Source organism: Advenella faeciporci, assembly GCF_014652395.1.
Lineage (GTDB): Bacteria > Pseudomonadota > Gammaproteobacteria > Burkholderiales > Burkholderiaceae_B > Advenella > Advenella faeciporci.
The window spans coordinates 43,289-60,756 of the sequence record NZ_BMYS01000010.1 but is presented as its reverse complement, the minus strand read 5'-3'; the positions used below and the strand labels follow the sequence as shown (position 1 = coordinate 60,756).

The 17,468-nt window shown below is 51.5% G+C and carries 15 protein-coding genes; 7 read left to right on the top strand and 8 right to left on the bottom strand.

The window, feature by feature from the left end; all coding sequences use genetic code 11:
• Positions 1–28: 28 nt before the first annotated feature.
• Positions 29–1,537, bottom strand: coding sequence for a threonine ammonia-lyase, biosynthetic (gene ilvA / locus IE074_RS08375; RefSeq protein ID WP_189385023.1), 1,509 nt, complete (start codon positions 1,535–1,537; stop codon positions 29–31).
• Positions 1,538–1,650: 113 nt separating this feature from the next.
• Here ilvA and IE074_RS08370 point away from each other — a divergent pair, with 113 nt between their 5' ends.
• Together IE074_RS08370 and IE074_RS08365 are read left to right on the top strand one after the other, a co-directional pair.
• Positions 1,651–2,202, top strand: coding sequence for a YqaA family protein (locus IE074_RS08370; protein WP_189385022.1), 552 nt, complete (start codon positions 1,651–1,653; stop codon positions 2,200–2,202).
• 95 nt (positions 2,203–2,297) lie between these two features.
• Positions 2,298–6,236, top strand: a complete 3,939-nt coding sequence (locus IE074_RS08365) for a DUF3683 domain-containing protein (protein ID WP_189385021.1) — start codon at positions 2,298–2,300, stop codon at positions 6,234–6,236.
• A gap of 39 nt (positions 6,237–6,275) precedes the next feature.
• Here IE074_RS08365 and IE074_RS08360 read toward each other — a convergent pair whose 3' ends face one another.
• The 5 genes from IE074_RS08360 to phoB form a co-directional block, all read right to left on the bottom strand.
• Positions 6,276–7,019, bottom strand: a complete 744-nt coding sequence (locus IE074_RS08360) for a LamB/YcsF family protein (protein ID WP_189385020.1) — start codon at positions 7,017–7,019, stop codon at positions 6,276–6,278.
• 82 nt (positions 7,020–7,101) lie between these two features.
• Entirely contained in the window at positions 7,102–8,106 is a 1,005-nt protein-coding gene (locus IE074_RS08355) for a 5-oxoprolinase subunit C family protein (RefSeq protein ID WP_189385019.1), read from the bottom strand.
• Positions 8,087–8,827, bottom strand: coding sequence for a 5-oxoprolinase subunit PxpB (gene pxpB / locus IE074_RS08350; RefSeq protein ID WP_189385018.1), 741 nt, complete (start codon positions 8,825–8,827; stop codon positions 8,087–8,089). The genes IE074_RS08355 and pxpB overlap by 20 nt, the downstream gene beginning before the upstream one ends.
• Positions 8,781–10,118, bottom strand: coding sequence for a phosphate regulon sensor histidine kinase PhoR (phoR, locus tag IE074_RS08345; RefSeq protein WP_189385017.1), 1,338 nt, complete (start codon positions 10,116–10,118; stop codon positions 8,781–8,783). The genes pxpB and phoR overlap by 47 nt, the downstream gene beginning before the upstream one ends.
• Before the next feature lie 102 nt (positions 10,119–10,220).
• On the bottom strand, positions 10,221–10,916 hold the full coding sequence (phoB, locus tag IE074_RS08340; protein ID WP_189385016.1) for a phosphate regulon transcriptional regulator PhoB: 696 nt from the start codon (positions 10,914–10,916) through the stop codon (positions 10,221–10,223).
• A 118-nt stretch (positions 10,917–11,034) separates the two neighbouring features.
• On the opposite strand from phoB, the gene ubiE reads away from it, so the two are divergent.
• The 5 genes from ubiE to rfaE2 all read left to right on the top strand — a co-directional run bounded on the left by ubiE (position 11,035) and on the right by rfaE2 (position 15,894).
• Positions 11,035–11,802, top strand: a complete 768-nt coding sequence (gene ubiE, locus IE074_RS08335) for a bifunctional demethylmenaquinone methyltransferase/2-methoxy-6-polyprenyl-1,4-benzoquinol methylase UbiE (protein ID WP_189385015.1) — start codon at positions 11,035–11,037, stop codon at positions 11,800–11,802.
• 171 nt (positions 11,803–11,973) lie between these two features.
• Complete coding sequence (locus IE074_RS08330) at positions 11,974–12,960, top strand: Tim44 domain-containing protein (RefSeq protein ID WP_189385014.1); 987 nt, start codon at positions 11,974–11,976, stop codon at positions 12,958–12,960.
• Positions 12,961–13,169: 209 nt separating this feature from the next.
• The gene (locus tag IE074_RS08325; RefSeq protein ID WP_189385013.1) at positions 13,170–13,799 is read left to right on the top strand and encodes a ubiquinone biosynthesis accessory factor UbiJ; all 630 of its coding nucleotides are present in this window, start codon (positions 13,170–13,172) and stop codon (positions 13,797–13,799) included.
• Positions 13,796–15,370, top strand: coding sequence for a ubiquinone biosynthesis regulatory protein kinase UbiB (gene ubiB / locus IE074_RS08320; protein WP_189385012.1), 1,575 nt, complete (start codon positions 13,796–13,798; stop codon positions 15,368–15,370). The genes IE074_RS08325 and ubiB overlap by 4 nt, the downstream gene beginning before the upstream one ends.
• 14 nt (positions 15,371–15,384) lie before the next feature.
• Positions 15,385–15,894 (top strand): D-glycero-beta-D-manno-heptose 1-phosphate adenylyltransferase, encoded by a 510-nt coding sequence (rfaE2, locus tag IE074_RS08315; protein ID WP_189385011.1) that lies wholly within the window; start codon positions 15,385–15,387, stop codon positions 15,892–15,894.
• Here the strand turns inward: rfaE2 and IE074_RS08310 are convergent.
• A complete protein-coding gene (locus tag IE074_RS08310; RefSeq protein ID WP_189385010.1) occupies positions 15,891–16,568 on the bottom strand; it encodes a protein-L-isoaspartate O-methyltransferase family protein in 678 nt (225 codons plus the stop codon). The genes rfaE2 and IE074_RS08310 overlap by 4 nt on opposite strands.
• Positions 16,569–16,641: 73 nt before the next feature.
• Positions 16,642–17,451 carry a bifunctional hydroxymethylpyrimidine kinase/phosphomethylpyrimidine kinase gene (gene thiD / locus IE074_RS08305; RefSeq protein WP_308429754.1) on the bottom strand — a complete coding sequence of 270 codons (810 nt, stop codon included), beginning with the start codon at positions 17,449–17,451 and terminating at the stop codon, positions 16,642–16,644.
• Positions 17,452–17,468 lie beyond the last annotated feature (17 nt).

Sequence of the window (17,468 nt, the reverse complement as noted above, 5' to 3'; positions counted from 1 at the left end):
TTGCCCCGTTTTTTGTTGCCGCAACGGTTTATAAAAACAGTTTGTAGGCGGGGTTGTCGGTTTCCTTTATGAACGGATAACCGATGGTTGAAAGGAAGTCCTTGAAGGCTTTTTTGTCGGAGGGCGGCACCTGGATACCGACCAGGACACGACCGTAATCGGCGCCCTGATTGCGGTAATGGAACAGGCTGATATTCCATTCCGGATTCATGGTATTGAGAAATTTCATCAAGGCTCCGGGACGCTCGGGGAATTCAAAGCGATACAGCACTTCGTTTTCAGCAAGGGGTGAATGCCCGCCTACCATGTAACGCAGGTGTGACTTGGCCAGATCATCGGCGGTCAGGTCTAGGACATCGAATTTCTTGCGGCGTAGCCGGTCGGCCACTTTTTCTGCTTCTTCCAGTGAATTGATCTGAACCCCAACAAATACGTGGGCCTTATTGGAGTCTGAAATCCGGTAATTGAATTCGGTCACGTTGCGTGCGCCCAGCGCGGTGCATAACTGCCTGAAACTGCCCTTGATTTCGGGCATGGTGACGGCAAAAATGGCTTCCTTGGCCTCGCCGACATCGGCACGTTCGGCCACAAAACGCAGGCGGTCGAAGTTCATGTTGGCACCGGACGTAATGACCGCTACGGTTTTGTTTTTCCATTTGTGTTCGGCAATATAACGTTTGGCGCCCGCCAGGGCCAGGGCGCCGGCCGGTTCCAGTACGTTGCGGGTGTCCTGGAACACATCTTTCAGTGCCGCGCAAATGGCATCGGTATCAACGGCAATGAAGTCATCAACATATTCCTTGACCAGCCGGAATGTTTCAATGCCAACCTGTTTGACCGCCGTACCATCGGAAAACAGCCCGACATCGGGCAGGGAAATACGTCGACCGGCCCGGACGCTGCGAATCATGGCATCAGAATCTTCAGTTTGGACACCGATGATTTTGATTTCGGGACGCAGCTGCTTGATGTATGCGGCAATGCCGGCAATGAGGCCGCCACCGCCAATGCTGACGAAAATGGCGTCCAGGGAACCGGGATTCTGGCGCAGTATTTCCATGGCAATAGTGCCTTGTCCGGCAATTACAAACGGGTCATCAAAGGGGTGCACGAAGGTGAGGTTTTGTTCTTTTTCAAGGATCAGTGCGTGCTCGTAGGCATCGGTAAAACTGTCGCCATGCAAGACGACTTCTCCACCCAAACGTTTTACCGCATCTATTTTTACCTTGGGTGTTGAAGTGGGCATGGCAATGACGGCACGGCATCCCAGTTTTTTGGCCGAGAGGGCAACGCCCTGGGCATGGTTGCCGGCAGAGGCACATATTACGCCATGAGCGCGTGCTTCGGCTGATATATTGGCCATTTTGTTGTAGGCCCCCCGGATCTTGAAGCTGAAAACGGATTGCGTGTCCTCACGTTTAAGCAAAATAGTATTCTGGATACGGGCAGAAAGCAGTTTTGCAGGTTCCAGTGGGGTCTCGGTGGCGACATCATAAACTTTTGATGTCAAAATACGTTTTAGATAATCTGTGGACATGTTGGGGGAGATAGGATTCAAACAATATATTACAGATTAACATAGCACATTCTGATTTGCCCCGATTTGCATCCGGGCTGGAGCATAAAAAATTTACGCGGGTTACAGGTAGTATGGAAAATGAAATGATGGGGGCCGTGCAATGGCTGCTGCTTACATTGGCTTTGCCAGCAGTAGGTTTGCCGGCTATTTTTTTGATAGCCCTGGTGTCGGCGACCTTGTTGCCGCTGGGCTCCGAGCCGGCGGTTTTCGCTTACCTCAAGTTGTCGCCAGATATGTTCTGGGCAGCCGTTTTAGTGGCAACGGCAGGCAATACGATAGGTGGTGTGGTGTCCTATTACATGGGATATTGGGCCAAAAAAGGGGTGGATCACTGGAAAAAAACGCATCAGGCTGCCGATGGGCAGAATGCAACGGCGGGCGTGCAGGAAAGGCGTCGCAAGCAACAAAAACTGGGGGGAACCCATTTCAGGAAACTGGCGGTGTATTTAAGGAAAATGGGGCCCTGGGCTTTGCTTTTTTCCTGGCTGCCTATTGTGGGGGACCCTTTATGCAGTGTCGCCGGCTGGATGAAACTGCGTCTGTTGCCGTGTATTTTTTATATGGCTATTGGCAAATTTGTCCGATATGTAGTCATGACTGCGGTTTTATTGCGTCTGTTTTAGGATAAAGCCGGTTTAGCGTAATAAATTTCGGGTTCTCCGCGTAAAATGATGGTTATCCTCATATAAATTTCAAATTCATCCAGCCATTTATTAGTATGAACGCACCTATTGATACCCAGATTTTGTCAGAAGCAGAGCAAACCGGCCCTGTCCGGCGTTTGCGTGAGATACCTTATAATTACACGTCCTTTTCAGACAAGGAAGTCGTTGCCCGTTTGTTGGGCAGCGATGCCTGGGATCTGTTGTCCGACCTCAGGGGCGTTCGCAAAACGGGTCGTTCCGCACGCATGCTGTACGAAGTTCTGGGTGATATCTGGGTCGTCAGGCGTAATCCTTATCTTCAGGATGACCTGTTATCCAACCCGAAACGGCGCGGCTTGCTGATAGAGGCGCTTAATCACCGGCTGAACGAAATCAACCGTCGCCGGGAGCCTTCAAACAAGGAAAGTGACAGCAAGGTACAGGAACTGCTCAGGCGGGCCCACAAAGCGGTGATCGAATTTGAAGCCGAGTTTGAATATACCGAAACCCTGCGTGCGGAAATCATGCAGGAAATGGGGCGTATCACCCATAAGGACAATATCAAGTTTGACGGCCTGTCACGGGTTTCCCATGTTACCGATGCCACCGACTGGCGCGTAGAATACCCGTTCGTCGTCCTGACACCCGATTCCGAGCTCGAAATGGCCGCCCTGGTGCGTGCCTGTTTCGAGCTTAAGCTAACCATCATTCCTCGTGGGGGTGGTACGGGTTACACCGGTGGCGCCATTCCCCTGTCATGGCGCTCTGCCGTCATCAATACCGAAAAGCTCGACGCGCTGTCGGCGGTAGAGTCCCTGGTTCTGCCGGGGTTGCAAGAGCCGGTTGCCACGATCCTGTCTGGCGCCGGGGTAGTCACCAAACGGGTGGCCGAGGCGGCTGAAGCGGCCGGGTTTGTATTTGCGGTAGACCCAACCTCGGCAGAGGCTTCCTGTATTGGCGGTAACGTGGCCGTGAATGCCGGGGGCAAGAAAGCGGTCCTGTGGGGAACGGCTCTTGACAACCTGGCCTGGTGGCGCATGGTTGACCCCGATGGCAACTGGCTTGAAGTGACCCGTCTTGAACACAATATGGGTAAAATCCATGATGCCGGGCAAGTACGTTTTGAAGTGAAATGGTTTGATGGCCGTTACGAACCGGGCAAAAAAGAACTGCGCACAAAAATTATCGATATCGAGGGTAGCGTGTTCCGTAAGGTGGGTCTGGGCAAAGACGTTACCGACAAGTTCCTGGCTGGTTTGCCCGGTGTCCAGAAAGAGGGCTGTGATGGCCTGATCACCTCGGCACGCTGGGTGTTGCACCGCATGCCCAAGCATACCCGTACGGTTTGTCTGGAATTTTTTGGACAGGCCCGAGATGCCGTGCCTTCCATTGTTGAAATCAAGGATTACCTGGATACCGAAGGCCGTAAAACAGGCGCCATTCTTGCCGGCCTTGAACACCTGGACGAGCGTTATCTGCGGGCGGTTGGCTATGCCACCAAAAGCAAGCGCGAGGCTTTCCCGAAAATGGTGCTGATTGGCGATATTGTCGGTGATGATGAAAATGCGGTGGCTGCCGCTACCAGCCAGGTGGTGCGCCTGGCCAATGGTCGCAGCGGCGAGGGCTTTGTTGCCGTCAGCGCCGAAGCGCGCAAGAAATTCTGGGCCGACCGTGCCCGGACCGCCGCGATCGCACGTCATACCAATGCGTTTAAAATTAATGAAGACGTTGTGATTCCCCTTGATCGCATGGGTGAATACACCGAAGAAATTGAACGCATCAATATAGAGTTATCCACCCGTAACAAACTCAAGCTGGTCGAAGCGCTTGAGGCTTTTCTTGAAACCGAATTGCCGGTACACAAGTCGGAAGATTTTCTTGATGAAGAACTGACCCGGGAAGAAGTGATTGGCAGTCGCATTGAAGAGGCCCGTGAGGTGCTGGGCCTGACTGCTTCGCGCTGGTCCTGGTTGCTGAACAATATGGATGATTCACTGGCTGGCAGCCTTGATAAATTGTCCCAGCTGGGCCTGGATGAGCTCATGGGGGTCCTGAAGCAGCGTTTGCAGGACCAACCTGACTGCCGTATCTTTGAGGTATTGCAGGATCGCACAATCCGCATTTCCTGGAAAAAAGAGATCCTGGCCAAAATGGAAGTGATTTTTTCAGGTGCCGACAGGGCCGCGGTTCTTACCGAAATGCAGGCGATTCATGATCGCGTCCTGAAAGGACGGGTGTTTGTTGCGTTGCATATGCATGCCGGCGACGGTAACGTGCATACCAATATTCCGGTTAACTCGGACAACTACGAAATGCTGCGTGAGGCCAATGAAACCGTTGTGCGTATCATGCAAATTGCCCGCGACCTGAATGGTGTGATTTCCGGCGAGCATGGTATTGGCCTTACCAAACTGGAATTCCTGACTGAAGCCGAACTGGCTCCGTTTCGCCAATACAAGCAGGAAATTGACCCTGAAGGTCGATTCAATGCGGGCAAGCTGTTTGCGGGTTCCGACCTGCGCAATGCCTGGACGCCCAGTTTCAACCTGTTGGGCCATGAGTCCCTTATCATGAAGCAAAGTGATATTGGCGCCATCTCAAGCTCTATCAAGGATTGCCTGCGTTGTGGCAAATGCAAGCCGGTCTGTGCCACCCATGTGCCACGGGCCAACCTGCTGTACTCGCCCCGTAACAAGATTCTGGCTACTTCATTGCTGGTCGAGGCTTTCCTGTACGAAGAACAGACCCGTCGTGGTATTAGTTTAAAGCATTGGTCCGAGTTTGAAGACGTGGCCGAGCACTGCACCTTATGCCACAAGTGTTATAACCCCTGTCCGGTGGATATTGACTTTGGCGATGTCAGCATGAATATGCGTGCGGTCCTTAATCGCATGGGCAAGCAATCGGTGCGTCCCGGTAAAACGGCCGCCATGTTTTTCCTGAATGCGACTGATCCCACCACCATTAATGTGACCCGCAAGGTCATGGATATTGGTTACAAGGCCCAGCGCCTGGGTAATGAGGTCCTGAATTCGGTTGCCAAAAAACAAACCGCCCATCCCCCGGCGACCGTTGGACGCGCTTCTTTGCGAGAAGAGATCATTCACTTCGTGAACAAGAAAATGCCGGGTGGCCTGCCCAAGCAAAGCGCCCGTAAGTTGCTGGATATCGAAGACAAGAATTTTGTACCAATTATCCGTGATCCCCATAAAACGAGTGCCGATACCGAAGCGGTGTTTTACTTCCCGGGCTGTGGCTCAGAACGCCTGTTTTCGCAGGTTGGGCTGGCAACCCAGGCCATGCTGTGGCATGCCGGGGTGCAAACCGTACTGCCACCGGGTTATCTGTGTTGCGGCTATCCACAACGCGGAAACGGCCAGCTGGACAAGGCCGAGCAGATCATTACCGATAACCGGGTGCTGTTCCACCGGATGGCCACCACCCTGAACTATCTGGATATCAAAACCGTTGTCGTCAGCTGTGGCACCTGTTATGACCAGCTTGAAGGTTATGAGTTTGATAAGATATTCCCTGGCTGCCGTCTGATTGATATCCATGAATACCTGCTTGAAAAAGGCCTGAAACTGGACGGCGCCACTGGCAAGCGGTACATGTATCATGATCCTTGCCATACCCCACTTAAACAGCAAGACCCCATGAAAACGGTGAAGTCCCTGGTTGGGGACACTACCATCAAGGCTGATCGCTGCTGCGGCGAGTCTGGTACGCTGGCGGTCAGCCGTCCTGATATTTCCACCCAGATCCGTTATCGCAAGGAAGAGGAATTGCGCAAGAATTCGGCTGCCATGCGTGCCGACGGCTTTGCCGGAGAGGTCAAACTGTTAACCTCATGTCCTTCCTGCCTGCAGGGCCTGACGCGTTATCAGGGCGATATTGCTATTGATGCCGATTATATCGTGGTGGAAATGGCCCGTCACATGCTGGGTGAAAACTGGATGGCCGATTATGTGAAAAACGCCAATACAGGTGGCATTGAGCGCGTACTGGTGTAAGCGCGGGTAAATCTTCAGGCATGATCTCAGGCAAGGGTTTTAAAGCAACCCTTGCCTTTTTAATGTCTCGTGAATTTCCAGTGCAAAAGCTGCAGCACCGGGCTGGTCACCGTGAATGCACAAGGTATCTGCCTGTATGGGCACCTGTTTCCCCGAAAGCGCAATAACATGGCCTTGTTCCAGCATGGTGACAAGCTGCCCTATGGCTTGCCGGGGGTCGCTAATAATGGCGCCGGGCGTGCCACGGGGGGTAAGTGTGCCGTCATCCTGGTAGCTGCGGTCGGCAAATACCTCGTGCGCAACCTGCAGGCCCATTTCCTGGGCAATGTGCGCCTGCCGGCTGTTGGCCAGGGCATATAACACCAACGAATCATCCACATCCAGCACGGCTTGTGCAATCGCATGTGAAAGGGCGTCGTTATTGGCGGCCATGTTGTAAAGGGCGCCATGGGTCTTGACGTGATGCAGGCAGACGCCCTGGGTTTTGGCCACCGCCGCCAGCGCCCCAACCTGCACCACTACCAGGTCATAGGCCTGGTCGGCAGAAACGGGCAAAGGCCGGCGCCCGAAGCCGGGCAGGTCGTCCAGGCCGGGGTGTGCCCCAATATGCACATGGTGCTTGATGGCATTGGCTACCGTCTTGCGCATGATGTGTGCATCGCCGCCATGAAATCCGCAGGCAATATTGACGGAAGTGACATAGGGCATGACGGCTTCATCGTTGCCCATCGTCCAGGCGCCATAACTTTCACCCATATCACAATTGAAATCCAGTTTTTTCACCGTTATGGCTCCTTCATTTGGGGGTTTGGCTAATAGTGTGAAATTCTCCATCTATAAACGTGCATCAGGCGCAGATGGATGGTTAAAGGTAATATTCTGACAGTCTCAGTGCAATCATTGCCAGCCGGTTTTGCAAAGTCATGAATTTTTCTTCCCGATCAAGCATTAATGCTTGCGCTTTCTCCAGTTCCGTCAGGGAAAATGATATGTGCTCGCCGGGCAGCAATTGTGCCAGCACTGGCAGATCGGCTGAAATAACATTGGCAATTTTGGGATAACCGCCGGTGGTTTGCCGGTCAGCCATCAGGATAATGGGATTGCCGTCAGGGGGTACCTGAATGGTGCCGAACGCCGTGGGCTCAGACAGGATTTGCGACGGCGAGTGCAAGGCGAGGGCAGATCCTTGCAGACGGTATCCCATGCGCTCGGATTGGGGGGTGATCCTGAATGGTGTGCCAAGAAACCGTTCATGGGACTCCTGGGTAAAGTGATTCCAGTGATGGCCTTTGATTACCCTGATGCTGTTTTTTTTCTGCAATCCCAGATTGGCGGGAAGATAAATTTCAAGCTGGTTGAAAAAATCCTGCAGAATTTGCCGGTGGCGTGAGTCAAGGGGTTTTCTGACTGGAATGTGGTCTTGCTTTTGCAGCGCCCGCCCGTGTTGGCCGCCCAGCCGGTTTTTGAGGTCGGTGCTGCAACTGCCCATTACAGCGGGCAGTTCAAATCCGCCATGCACGGCCAGGCAGCATCGGGTCATTGGCGGGAATTGGCCCTGCCTGAAATGCAGGGTTTGTCCGGCTTGTATCAGAAAGGGCCGATTTGCCGGTATGGGTACGTCGTCGGCAAAGGCATGAATGGGGGCGCCGCTTAAAGCGATGCAGGTATCTTCTTCAAACAATAATCCAGGACCGGTCAGGGTAATTTCCAGCACGGGTTCTGAAGGCGGGTTACCCACCAGTAAATTGGCCAGCCGCAGGTTGCTTGGGTTCATGGCACCGCCAACCGGCACCCCAAGTGATTGAAACCGGTGCCTGCCTTCATCCTGAAAGGTGGACAGCAGGCCTGGACTAATAACCTGGATGCTCATGGCGACTGTTCTTTAAATGAGTAAACATTTCCTTGCTGATGGCCTTGAAACGGACCGTATCGCCCGGTGCCAGCAATGTATGGGGGGCGCTTTCCGGATTGAAAAGCGCAATGGGTGTTCTGCCAATAATGTGCCAGCCACCCGGAGACGTCTGGGGATAAATGATGGTTTGCCGGTTGGCGATGGCCACTGAACCGGCTGGGATCGCCAGGCGTGGGGTGGCAAGGCGGGGTACATCCATTTTTCTATCCAGTAAGCCCATATAGGGCATTCCTGGCGCAAAACCCAGCATGAAAACCCGCACGGCCCGTGATGTATGCATGGCAATGAGCTGTTCAGTGCTGCATTCGAGTGTTCTGGCCAGCGGCTCAAGATCAATGCCAAATTCAGGATCATAACAAACCGGGATGTCAACGGTTTGTTCCGGTGCGGCATTGGGCGGGAAGTGTGGTTGGGCCAGCAGTAAATCAAGGGTTTGGCAAAGGTTTTGAAAAGGTGCCTTACCCCAGCAGGAAGCCCGGTAATGTACCCCCACGCAGTTGAAGGCGGGAACAATGTCGTTAATGCCGGGCAGGCCGGCGTTGCCAATGCTTTGGGCCGCTTGCAGGCAAAGCTGGCTTACCTGGGTGTCAAGGCCTTCATGACTGAAGCGGATAATAATGCAGGCATCACCTTCAGGCGTGAACCGCCAGTTTTTTTGAGGAACGGATGTTGGGCTCATTAATAATGCTATCGGGAGGGAAAATGATGCTGAACGTACTTCCCTTGTTGATTTCGCTGTCTATGACCAATTTGGCATTATGCCGTATTACGATGTGTTTTGTAATAGCCAAGCCCAGACCGGTGCCGCCCGATGCCCGTGAACGGCTTTTGTCGACCCTGTAGAAACGCTCGGTGATGCGTGGGATATCCTGTTTGGCAATGCCCAGTCCGGTATCGTTGACACTGAAAACGGCATTGCCCTTGTTGTCTTTGTACCAGCTGACAGTAATGGTTCCATCGGTGGGTGTATAGCGAACGGCATTGGTCATCAGGTTGCTGATGGCCGAAGATATTTCAGTTTGCTGGCCATGAATAGCCAGTTTCTCGTCTATCTCAAAAATGAATTTATGCTTGCCTTTTGATAACGAATGGGCCAGTTGGCCGGCAGATTCAATAAGTTGGGCAAGCACCAGCTTTTGCCCGCCACTTGCCTGTGTGGATTCCAGGGTGGACAGGGTGAGCAAATCGGCAACAATCGCCAGCATGCGTTGGGCCTGCTCATGCATGAGCGTTTCATATTGCTTGCGCTGCTCGGGAGAAACCGCTTCCGGAGGCAAATCTTGCAAGGTTTCCAGAAAACCGATCAGAACGGTCAGTGGAGTGCGGATTTCGTGCGAGACATTGGCCACGAAGTCTTGTTGCGTGGTGCGTAGCTTTTCGAGCTGTGTGATATCCTGGCAGAGCATCAGGATGCCTTCTTCCGAATATTGGTTCAGGTCAAATTTAAGACAACGGAACTGGCCGTCAGATTCCATGTGGGTGACAAAAGAATGGCTCCAGTCACCGTTTTGCGCATATTCAAAAAATTCGGGTAAACGGACCAGGTTGAAAATGTTATAGCCTTTGTCCTGTTCGTAACTCAGGCCCAGCATCTTTTCTGCCAGACCGTTACACCATTCGATATGGAAACTGCGGTCAAGCGTGATGGCAGCGGCTGGCAAGGCCTGGGCAGCGGATAAAACACTGTGGGACAGGTGTTTAAGTGCTTTCAGCTCATTGCCACGAAAACGCAGCAGCTTGTAAATCGGGCTGACAATGTCGTCATACTTGCCAAGATCGGGAGATGGCGGGCTTTCAACATCCCGAGCCCATTTAACGGTAAGTTGAAAATGCCTGTCTTCGAGGAAATAGTAAACCGCAAAGATGAGTCCAAGGGCAACAATACCCCAATAACCCTGTGCCAGATATTGAATGCCAATGCACAACAATACTGTGAAACAAAGCCATAGCAAGGGTTTTATCCATCTCATGATAATCAACCACCGGGCCTGTGTGCCCAAAATAACGTAAATGAAGGGTAAAGAACAGGCCCTTTGGACTGCCAAAAGGATTTTATCGCATTATGCGGTTATTTATTGTGGAAGGCGGGTCGTAAACCGGTAGCCGCTGCCACGCACGGTCTCAATCAGGCCGTGATGCTCGGATGGTTCAAGCGCCTTGCGCAAACGGCGGATATGGACATCAACCGTTCTTTCTTCAAGAAACACATGATCGCCCCAAACCTGGTCAAGCAATTGGCTGCGGGTAAAGACACGTTCTGGATGTGTCATGAAAAAATGCAAAAGACGGAATTCGGTGGGGCCCAGAGGCAGATTGCTGCCATTTCCGGTAATACGGTGAGAAACCGGATCCAATTTCAGGCCGGCGATTTCAATTTCGTCATCGGTGAGTTGTGGTGCCCGTCGACGTAAAACCGCCTTGATGCGCGCCATCAGCTCTTTTGGCGAGAAGGGTTTGGTAATATAGTCATCGGCACCGCTCTCAAGACCTTCAACTTTATCTTCCTCGGCACTTTTGGCGGTTAGCATGATAATGGGAATGTCTTTGGTCCGCTCATCGGCCCGCAGGCTTCTTGCCATGCTTAGGCCCGATGCGCCGGGAAGCATCCAATCCAGCAGGATCAGGTCCGGGAGCTCGGCGTTAATCAGGATTTTTGCCTGTTCAGCGTCAAGTGCGCGTAAAACTTTATGACCCGCAAAGGATAAATTGACGGAAATGAGTTCCTGAATTGCGGGTTCATCTTCTACTACGAGGATCGTGCTTGCCATAATGAAGTAAAATTTAAGGTAGTACCAATGTTAAAATGCAATATTTATGTATGATACTTATGGTATTGCCTAATTATGTCATGTTTGTGACAACTCTCCGTTTAAATAAGATTATTGTATGAAACCTGATACGAACCAAGAAAGCAGCGAAAATTCAACCACCCATTTCGGCTTTAAAACCGTCAGTGAATCTGAAAAGGCCGGCAAGGTGGCAGAAGTCTTTCATTCGGTGGCTTCCCGTTATGATGTCATGAATGATCTTATGTCGGCAGGATTGCATCGTGTCTGGAAAGTATTCACCATTGGTCGGGCCAATGTACGCTGTGGCATGAAAGTGCTTGATATTGCCGGTGGCACCGGAGACCTTGCCTTGGCGTTTGGTAAAAAAGTGGGTGAAACCGGAGAAGTCTGGCATACCGATATCAACAGCTCCATGTTAAGTGTGGGCCGAGACCGTCTTATCGACAAAGGCGTGGTTTTGCCTACTGCGGTTTGCGATGCTGAATATTTGCCATTTCCCGATAATTATTTTGATTGCGTGACCGTCGCATTTGGCCTGCGCAATATGACGCATAAAGACCAGGCGCTGGCTGAAATGTTCAGGGTGCTCAAGCCAGGCGGTAAACTGCTGGTACTTGAGTTTTCCAGGGTTTACAAACCTCTCGAGCCCGCCTATGACTGGTATTCGTTCAATATATTGCCCTGGTTGGGCAAGAAAATTGCCAGTGATGAAGACAGCTATCGTTATCTGGCTGAATCCATTCGCATGCACCCCGATCAGGAAACACTGGCCGGCATGATGCGTGGGGTGGGTTTTGAGCGTGTGCAGTATTTCAACCTGACTGCCGGCATTGCTGCCGTGCACGAGGGAATCAAGCTGGGCTGAAGTCAGTACTGGCGGTATCATGAAACAGGGCAGGCATGTTTGAAATGTAGTGTTTTGAAACAATAGCCTGGCCGTTTTGGTTTTTTTTACTTGTTAAAACGTTCAGCTTTTTGTAAGATTAGCCGGTACGCCTGTATAGGCAGGCTTGATTCATACAAGGAGCTCGTTTTAATGACTAAGAAATGGTCTAGATTTTTAGCCGCGGCATTGGTGGTGGTTTCAACCTCAGCCATGCTCACGGTTTCTTTCGATGCGGAAGCGCGTCGCATGGGTGGTGGCAGCAGCTTTGGCCGTCAGTCCAGTAATGTTACTCAAAATCGTGCGGCAACGACTCCTCCGGCTGCCGCCAATACTACTCAGCGCTCTGCCGCTGCCAGCAGTTCAGCGGCTGCAACAGGTGCTGCTGCACAAAAAAGCGGTTTTTCCCGCTTTCTGGGTCCTATCGCAGGTATAGCCGCTGGTTTGGGTATCGCTGCTTTGTTATCCAGCATGGGGTTGGGGGGGGCTTTTCTTGAGTTTCTATCCAGTGCCATCCTGATTGGTATTGTTATTTTTGCCATTATGTTTATTGTGCGTCGCTTGCGTGGTGGTGCAGCAAAGCCTGCAATGCAAGGGGCTGGTGGCAACAATAATATGTATCGTCAAAGCGAGCAGCAGCCCATGTTTGGCCAAAAACCGGCAATGCCTGCTACGCCGGCACCAGCAGCGGCTCCGGTCTCTGCAGCCGCTCCTGAGGTGGTTGCTGGCGAAAATCCCAATGTGGATAAGTCCTGGTTTGTGCCGGCCGACTTTGATACGCCTGCCTTTCTGCAAAATGCCAAGCAACAATTCAAGGCTATCCAGGGTATTTGGGATAAAGGTGATATTGCCGCCCTTAAAGAATACCTGACCGATGACCTGATTGCCGAACTTAGTCCTCAAATTACGGCCCGTGCCGGTCAAACTGTCACTGAAGTGGTGCTGCTCAATGCAGAGCTGCTGGGTATCGAACAGGTCAGTGACGGCTATTTGGCCAGTGTACGTTTCTCAGGTATGTTGCGTGAAGAAGTTAATACTGCGGCATTCCGTTTTGAGGAAGTATGGAACCTGTACAAACCCGAGCAGGGTGGTTGGCTGTTAGCGGGTATCCAGCAAATTCCGGTTGAATATGCCTCTTGATGCCATCTGATCAGGTTGCCTGCTTTTTCCATTAAATCAGCAGGCTGAGATTCATAAAGGCGCCTTTACACCTGGCGCCTTTACTGTTTTTTGTCAGTGCCTTGCACGGTTGTATTGTCTGTTCGGCTAAGGTTTATGGCAGGGCGATGACAAAAAAAGGTAAACTTGAAGTTTGTTTGCCAAACTGTTTTTTCTGCCGGACGCATCAAATGTTCCCCTCTTTTCTTCATCCTAATCAGGTTTCCGTAAATCTGCTGAATGCTTTACTTAACCGAGAGCCGTGGGCCAAGGATAAGGTTGCCGCTCATGCAGGTAAAACCGTGCGGATCAATATCGCCCGTTTTTCATTTCTATATACCCTGCATTATGACGGCTCATTAAGTGTGGCTGATGCCGCGGTTGTTCCCAATGTCAGTCTTTCTTTGCCCGAAGATAAATTCAGCGAGTTGCCAGACGCGATTCGCAATCGTGATAATCCGCAGCTTTTGTCTTCCTTGCTGCACCTGGAGGGTGATGCAGGCCTTGCGCAACTGGTGTCTGATCTTGCCCGTGATTTACGTTGGGATATTGAGCATGATTTAACGCGTATGGTTGGCCCCATTCTGGCAAAACGGCTGCTGAAAGGTTTTGGTTTTATCCGGGAAAATGCCCAGGAATTGGCGCGTCGTGGAACGGAAAACATGAGCGAATATTTTTCTGAAGAAGCGCGCCTCATATTGTCTCGTTCCGCTTTTGAAAGTCTTCAGGAAAAGGTGAAGGAAACAAATCAACAGTTGGATGATTTGCAACAAAGAATCCGGGCACTGCAAAACAAACGAAGTGACCGGGGTATTTCATGATCATGACTTTTTTTCGCCTGCTCAGGATTATTTTAATTTCATTTCGTTATGGTCTGGATGAACTGGTTTTAAGTGGTATCAAACATCCCATTGCGACCAATTTATTGAAGGTCGTTCGCTTTGGGCGTAAATATAAAAAACCACGTGGCGAACGATTGCGTCTGGCACTGGAATCATTGGGGCCGATATTCGTTAAATTCGGACAGGTCATGTCTACCCGGCGCGACCTGGTTCCCCATGATATCGCCGATGAATTGTCAGCCCTGCAGGATCGGGTGCCACCCTTTTCCTCTGAGCTGGCCATAGCAAGTATTACCAAGGCTTTTGGCAAGTCCCCCGATCAACTGTTTGCCCGGTTTGATCCTGTTCCGGTTGCTTCAGCCTCGGTTGCCCAGGTGCACCGGGCAGTTTTGCATGATGGACGGCAGGTGGCGGTCAAGGTGCTGCGACCCGGCATGCTTGAGGTGATTGAAAAAGACCTGGCCATTATGCGGGTATTTGCCAACCTGATACAAAAACTGCTGGCAGACGGGAAACGCCTTAAACCCAAGGAAGTGGTCGCTGAATTTGATAAATATCTGCACGATGAGCTGGATTTGCAGGTGGAAGCGGCCAATTGCAGTCAGTTAAGGCGTAATTTTTCTGCCGATCCCGAGCGAAGTCAGCTGATCATGGTGCCTGAGGTGATCTGGAACCTGACCACCAAAACGGTTTTTACCATGGAGTGGATGGATGGCATTCCGGTCAGTCAGGTTGAGCGCTTGCGCAATGCCGGTGTGGATATTAAAAAACTGGCACGCATGGGTGTGGAAATTTTCTTCACTCAGGTGTTTGAGGATGGATTTTTCCATGCGGACATGCATCCGGGCAATATCCTGGTGTCTGACCATCCTGCCTCCCTGGGTAAATACATTGCGCTTGACTTCGGAATCGTAGGGTCGCTGTCGGAATTTGATAAAAACTATCTGGCACAGAATTTTCTGGCCTTTTTCCAGCGGGATTACCGCCGCGTGGCACAGTTGCATATTGAATCGGGCTGGGTTCCTCCAAACACCCGTGAGGAAGAGCTTGAGGCTGCTGTCCGGGCAGTATGTGAACCGCATTTTGACCGACCCCTGGCTGAAATTTCATTGGGTCAGGTGTTAATGAGGTTGTTTCAGACTTCACGCCGTTTTAATGTTGAAATTCAGCCCCAGCTTGTACTGCTGCAAAAAACCCTGCTCAATGTTGAGGGTATGGGTCGTGAATTGGATCCCGAACTGGATTTATGGAAAACCGCCAAGCCTTTCCTTGAGAAATGGATGTGGAATCGTATTGGTCCTAAAGGGTTTATTGAGCGTATCAAGCATGAGGCCCCTCAATGGTCGCATATTATTCCAGAGCTGCCCCGTCTGGTGCATGCCAGTCTGGCCCGGGATCATAGCAACCCCCAGCTCAGGGGCGAGCTGGAAAAGCTCAACCAGACACAGGCCAAAACCAAGCGGGTGTTAATGGTGGTCGGTATGGTGCTGGCGCTGAATGCATTTCTTTTCCTGTGGTTGGCGGTCAATGCCGGCCTGTTCAATAAATAAGGGTATGAGCAAGAATGGCGATTCGTTTTGAAAAAAAAATACTTAGCCGCGAGCAATGCCTGCAGGCAGTTGAAAAAGGTCAATTCAAACGGCCCCTGGTGTTTACCAATGGGGTGTTTGATATTTTGCATCGAGGTCATGTCAGTTATCTTGATCAGGCGGCACAACTGGGAGCCACGCTAATTGTCGCCGTTAACACCGATGAATCGGTGCGACGCCTGGGCAAGGCACCTGATCGCCCGTTAAACAGGCAAGAGGATCGTGCGGCTTTGCTGGCGGCACTGTCTTGCGTAACCGCGGTTACCAGTTTTTCTGAAGACACGCCACTGGAACTGATAGAGCAGCTCAAACCTGACATTATTGTCAAGGGAGGTGATTATGAAATGGAAAAGCTGCCTGAAACGGCAAGGGTGAAAAGCTGGGGCGGCAAGGCAATTGCCATTCCCTTTGAATTTGAGCGTTCCACCACTTCCCTGGTTAAAAAAATCAGGGAAGCAGGGCAGGTGCCAGACGCGGATAGCTAGAATTTGAAATGTGAAACCGTTGTGCCGCTAAGTGGTTTGATGCAGGTTTCAAACAGGGTCTCGGTTTCGAAAGAGGCAGCCGTGGTACGGGTGATGCGTACTGCAGTCATGGCAGGAGCCTGACCCACTACAGCAACCAGACGGCCACCGATGGCGAGCTGGTATTTCAGGGAATCGGGGATATTGGGTAAAGAACCGGTAACCAGAATGGCATTGAACTCGGCAGAGCCCCAGCCCGTGCGACCATCACCTATTTCAACATTGACATTGCTGATTTTTTCACGCTGCAGGTTTTCTTTGGCGAAAGCGGCAATATGTGTGTCGATTTCGATGCTGAGAACCTGGGTGCACAAGCGGCTGAGCAGGGCAGCCTGAAAACCTGAGCCAGTACCAATTTCCAGTGTTGCGTCACTGGGCTTTAATTGAAGCTCTTGTGTCAGGCGGGCTTCAAGTTTGGGTGCCAGCATGGTTTCGTGGGTATCAATCCCATTGACTTCCAGGGGGATTTCAATGTCGGAAAAAGCCAGATTCTTGTAGCGTTCGGGAACGAAGTTCTCGCGTGGCAATGAAAGCATGGTGTCAAGCACCGCGCTGTCAAACACATTGGCCGGGCGGATTTGCTGTTCCACCATATTAAAGCGGCTTTGTTCAATTAAAGATGTTGGGGCATTCATATTGGCTACTTGTAATCATTCAAATGAAAGTTAGACCTATTGTACTAAGATCATTAGGGTTTTGTCGTATTCCTTACCACCATGCATGAAAATGTTGCACGGGGCCATGACCGCTGCCAACCGTAAGAAGATCTGCTTTGGCAATGGCGGCAATCAGGTATTCTTTGGCCTCTTGCGTGGCTTCAGGGACATTTTTTCGTTGCGGCAACAGGGCGCAAATGGCCGCTGATAGCGTGCAGCCGGTACCGTGTGTGTTTTTGGTGGCAATGCGTTGTCCGGGCAGCTCTATCATTTTGTCACCGTTATAGAGTAAATCAACGGTATCGTTGCCGGGAAGGTGCCCACCTTTGAGCAGTACCCATTTGTTCTCCTGGTCAGACATGAGTTTGCGCAGTTTTTCAGCAACGCGGTACATCTCTTTCAGCGCCTCGGCCGGGCGGGCATTGAGCAGGACGCCAGCTTCGGGCAGGTTGGGGGTGATTATGGTAGACAGTGGAATTAACGTTTCTTTCAATACATGAATGGCATTTTTTTCAAGCAGCACATCACCGCTTTTTGCCACCATAACCGGATCAAGCACAACATATTCAGGCTTGAATCGGGCCAGTTTTTCGGCAACTGCCAGGGTGACTTTTTCATGCCCCAGCATGCCTATCTTGACCGCGTCAATGCGGACATCCTGAAAAAGAGTGTCCAGTTGCAGGGCGACAAACTCTGGAGTGATGGCCTGCACCCCGGTCACGCCTTGTGTGTTTTGTGCGGTAAGGGCCGCAACAACTGCACAGCCATAGCTGCCCAGCGCACTCATGGCTTTGATATCGGCGAGTATGCCAGCGCCGCCGGATGGGTCCATTCCGGCAATGGTAAGTGTATTGTTAATCAAGTCCAGTCCGTATTTAC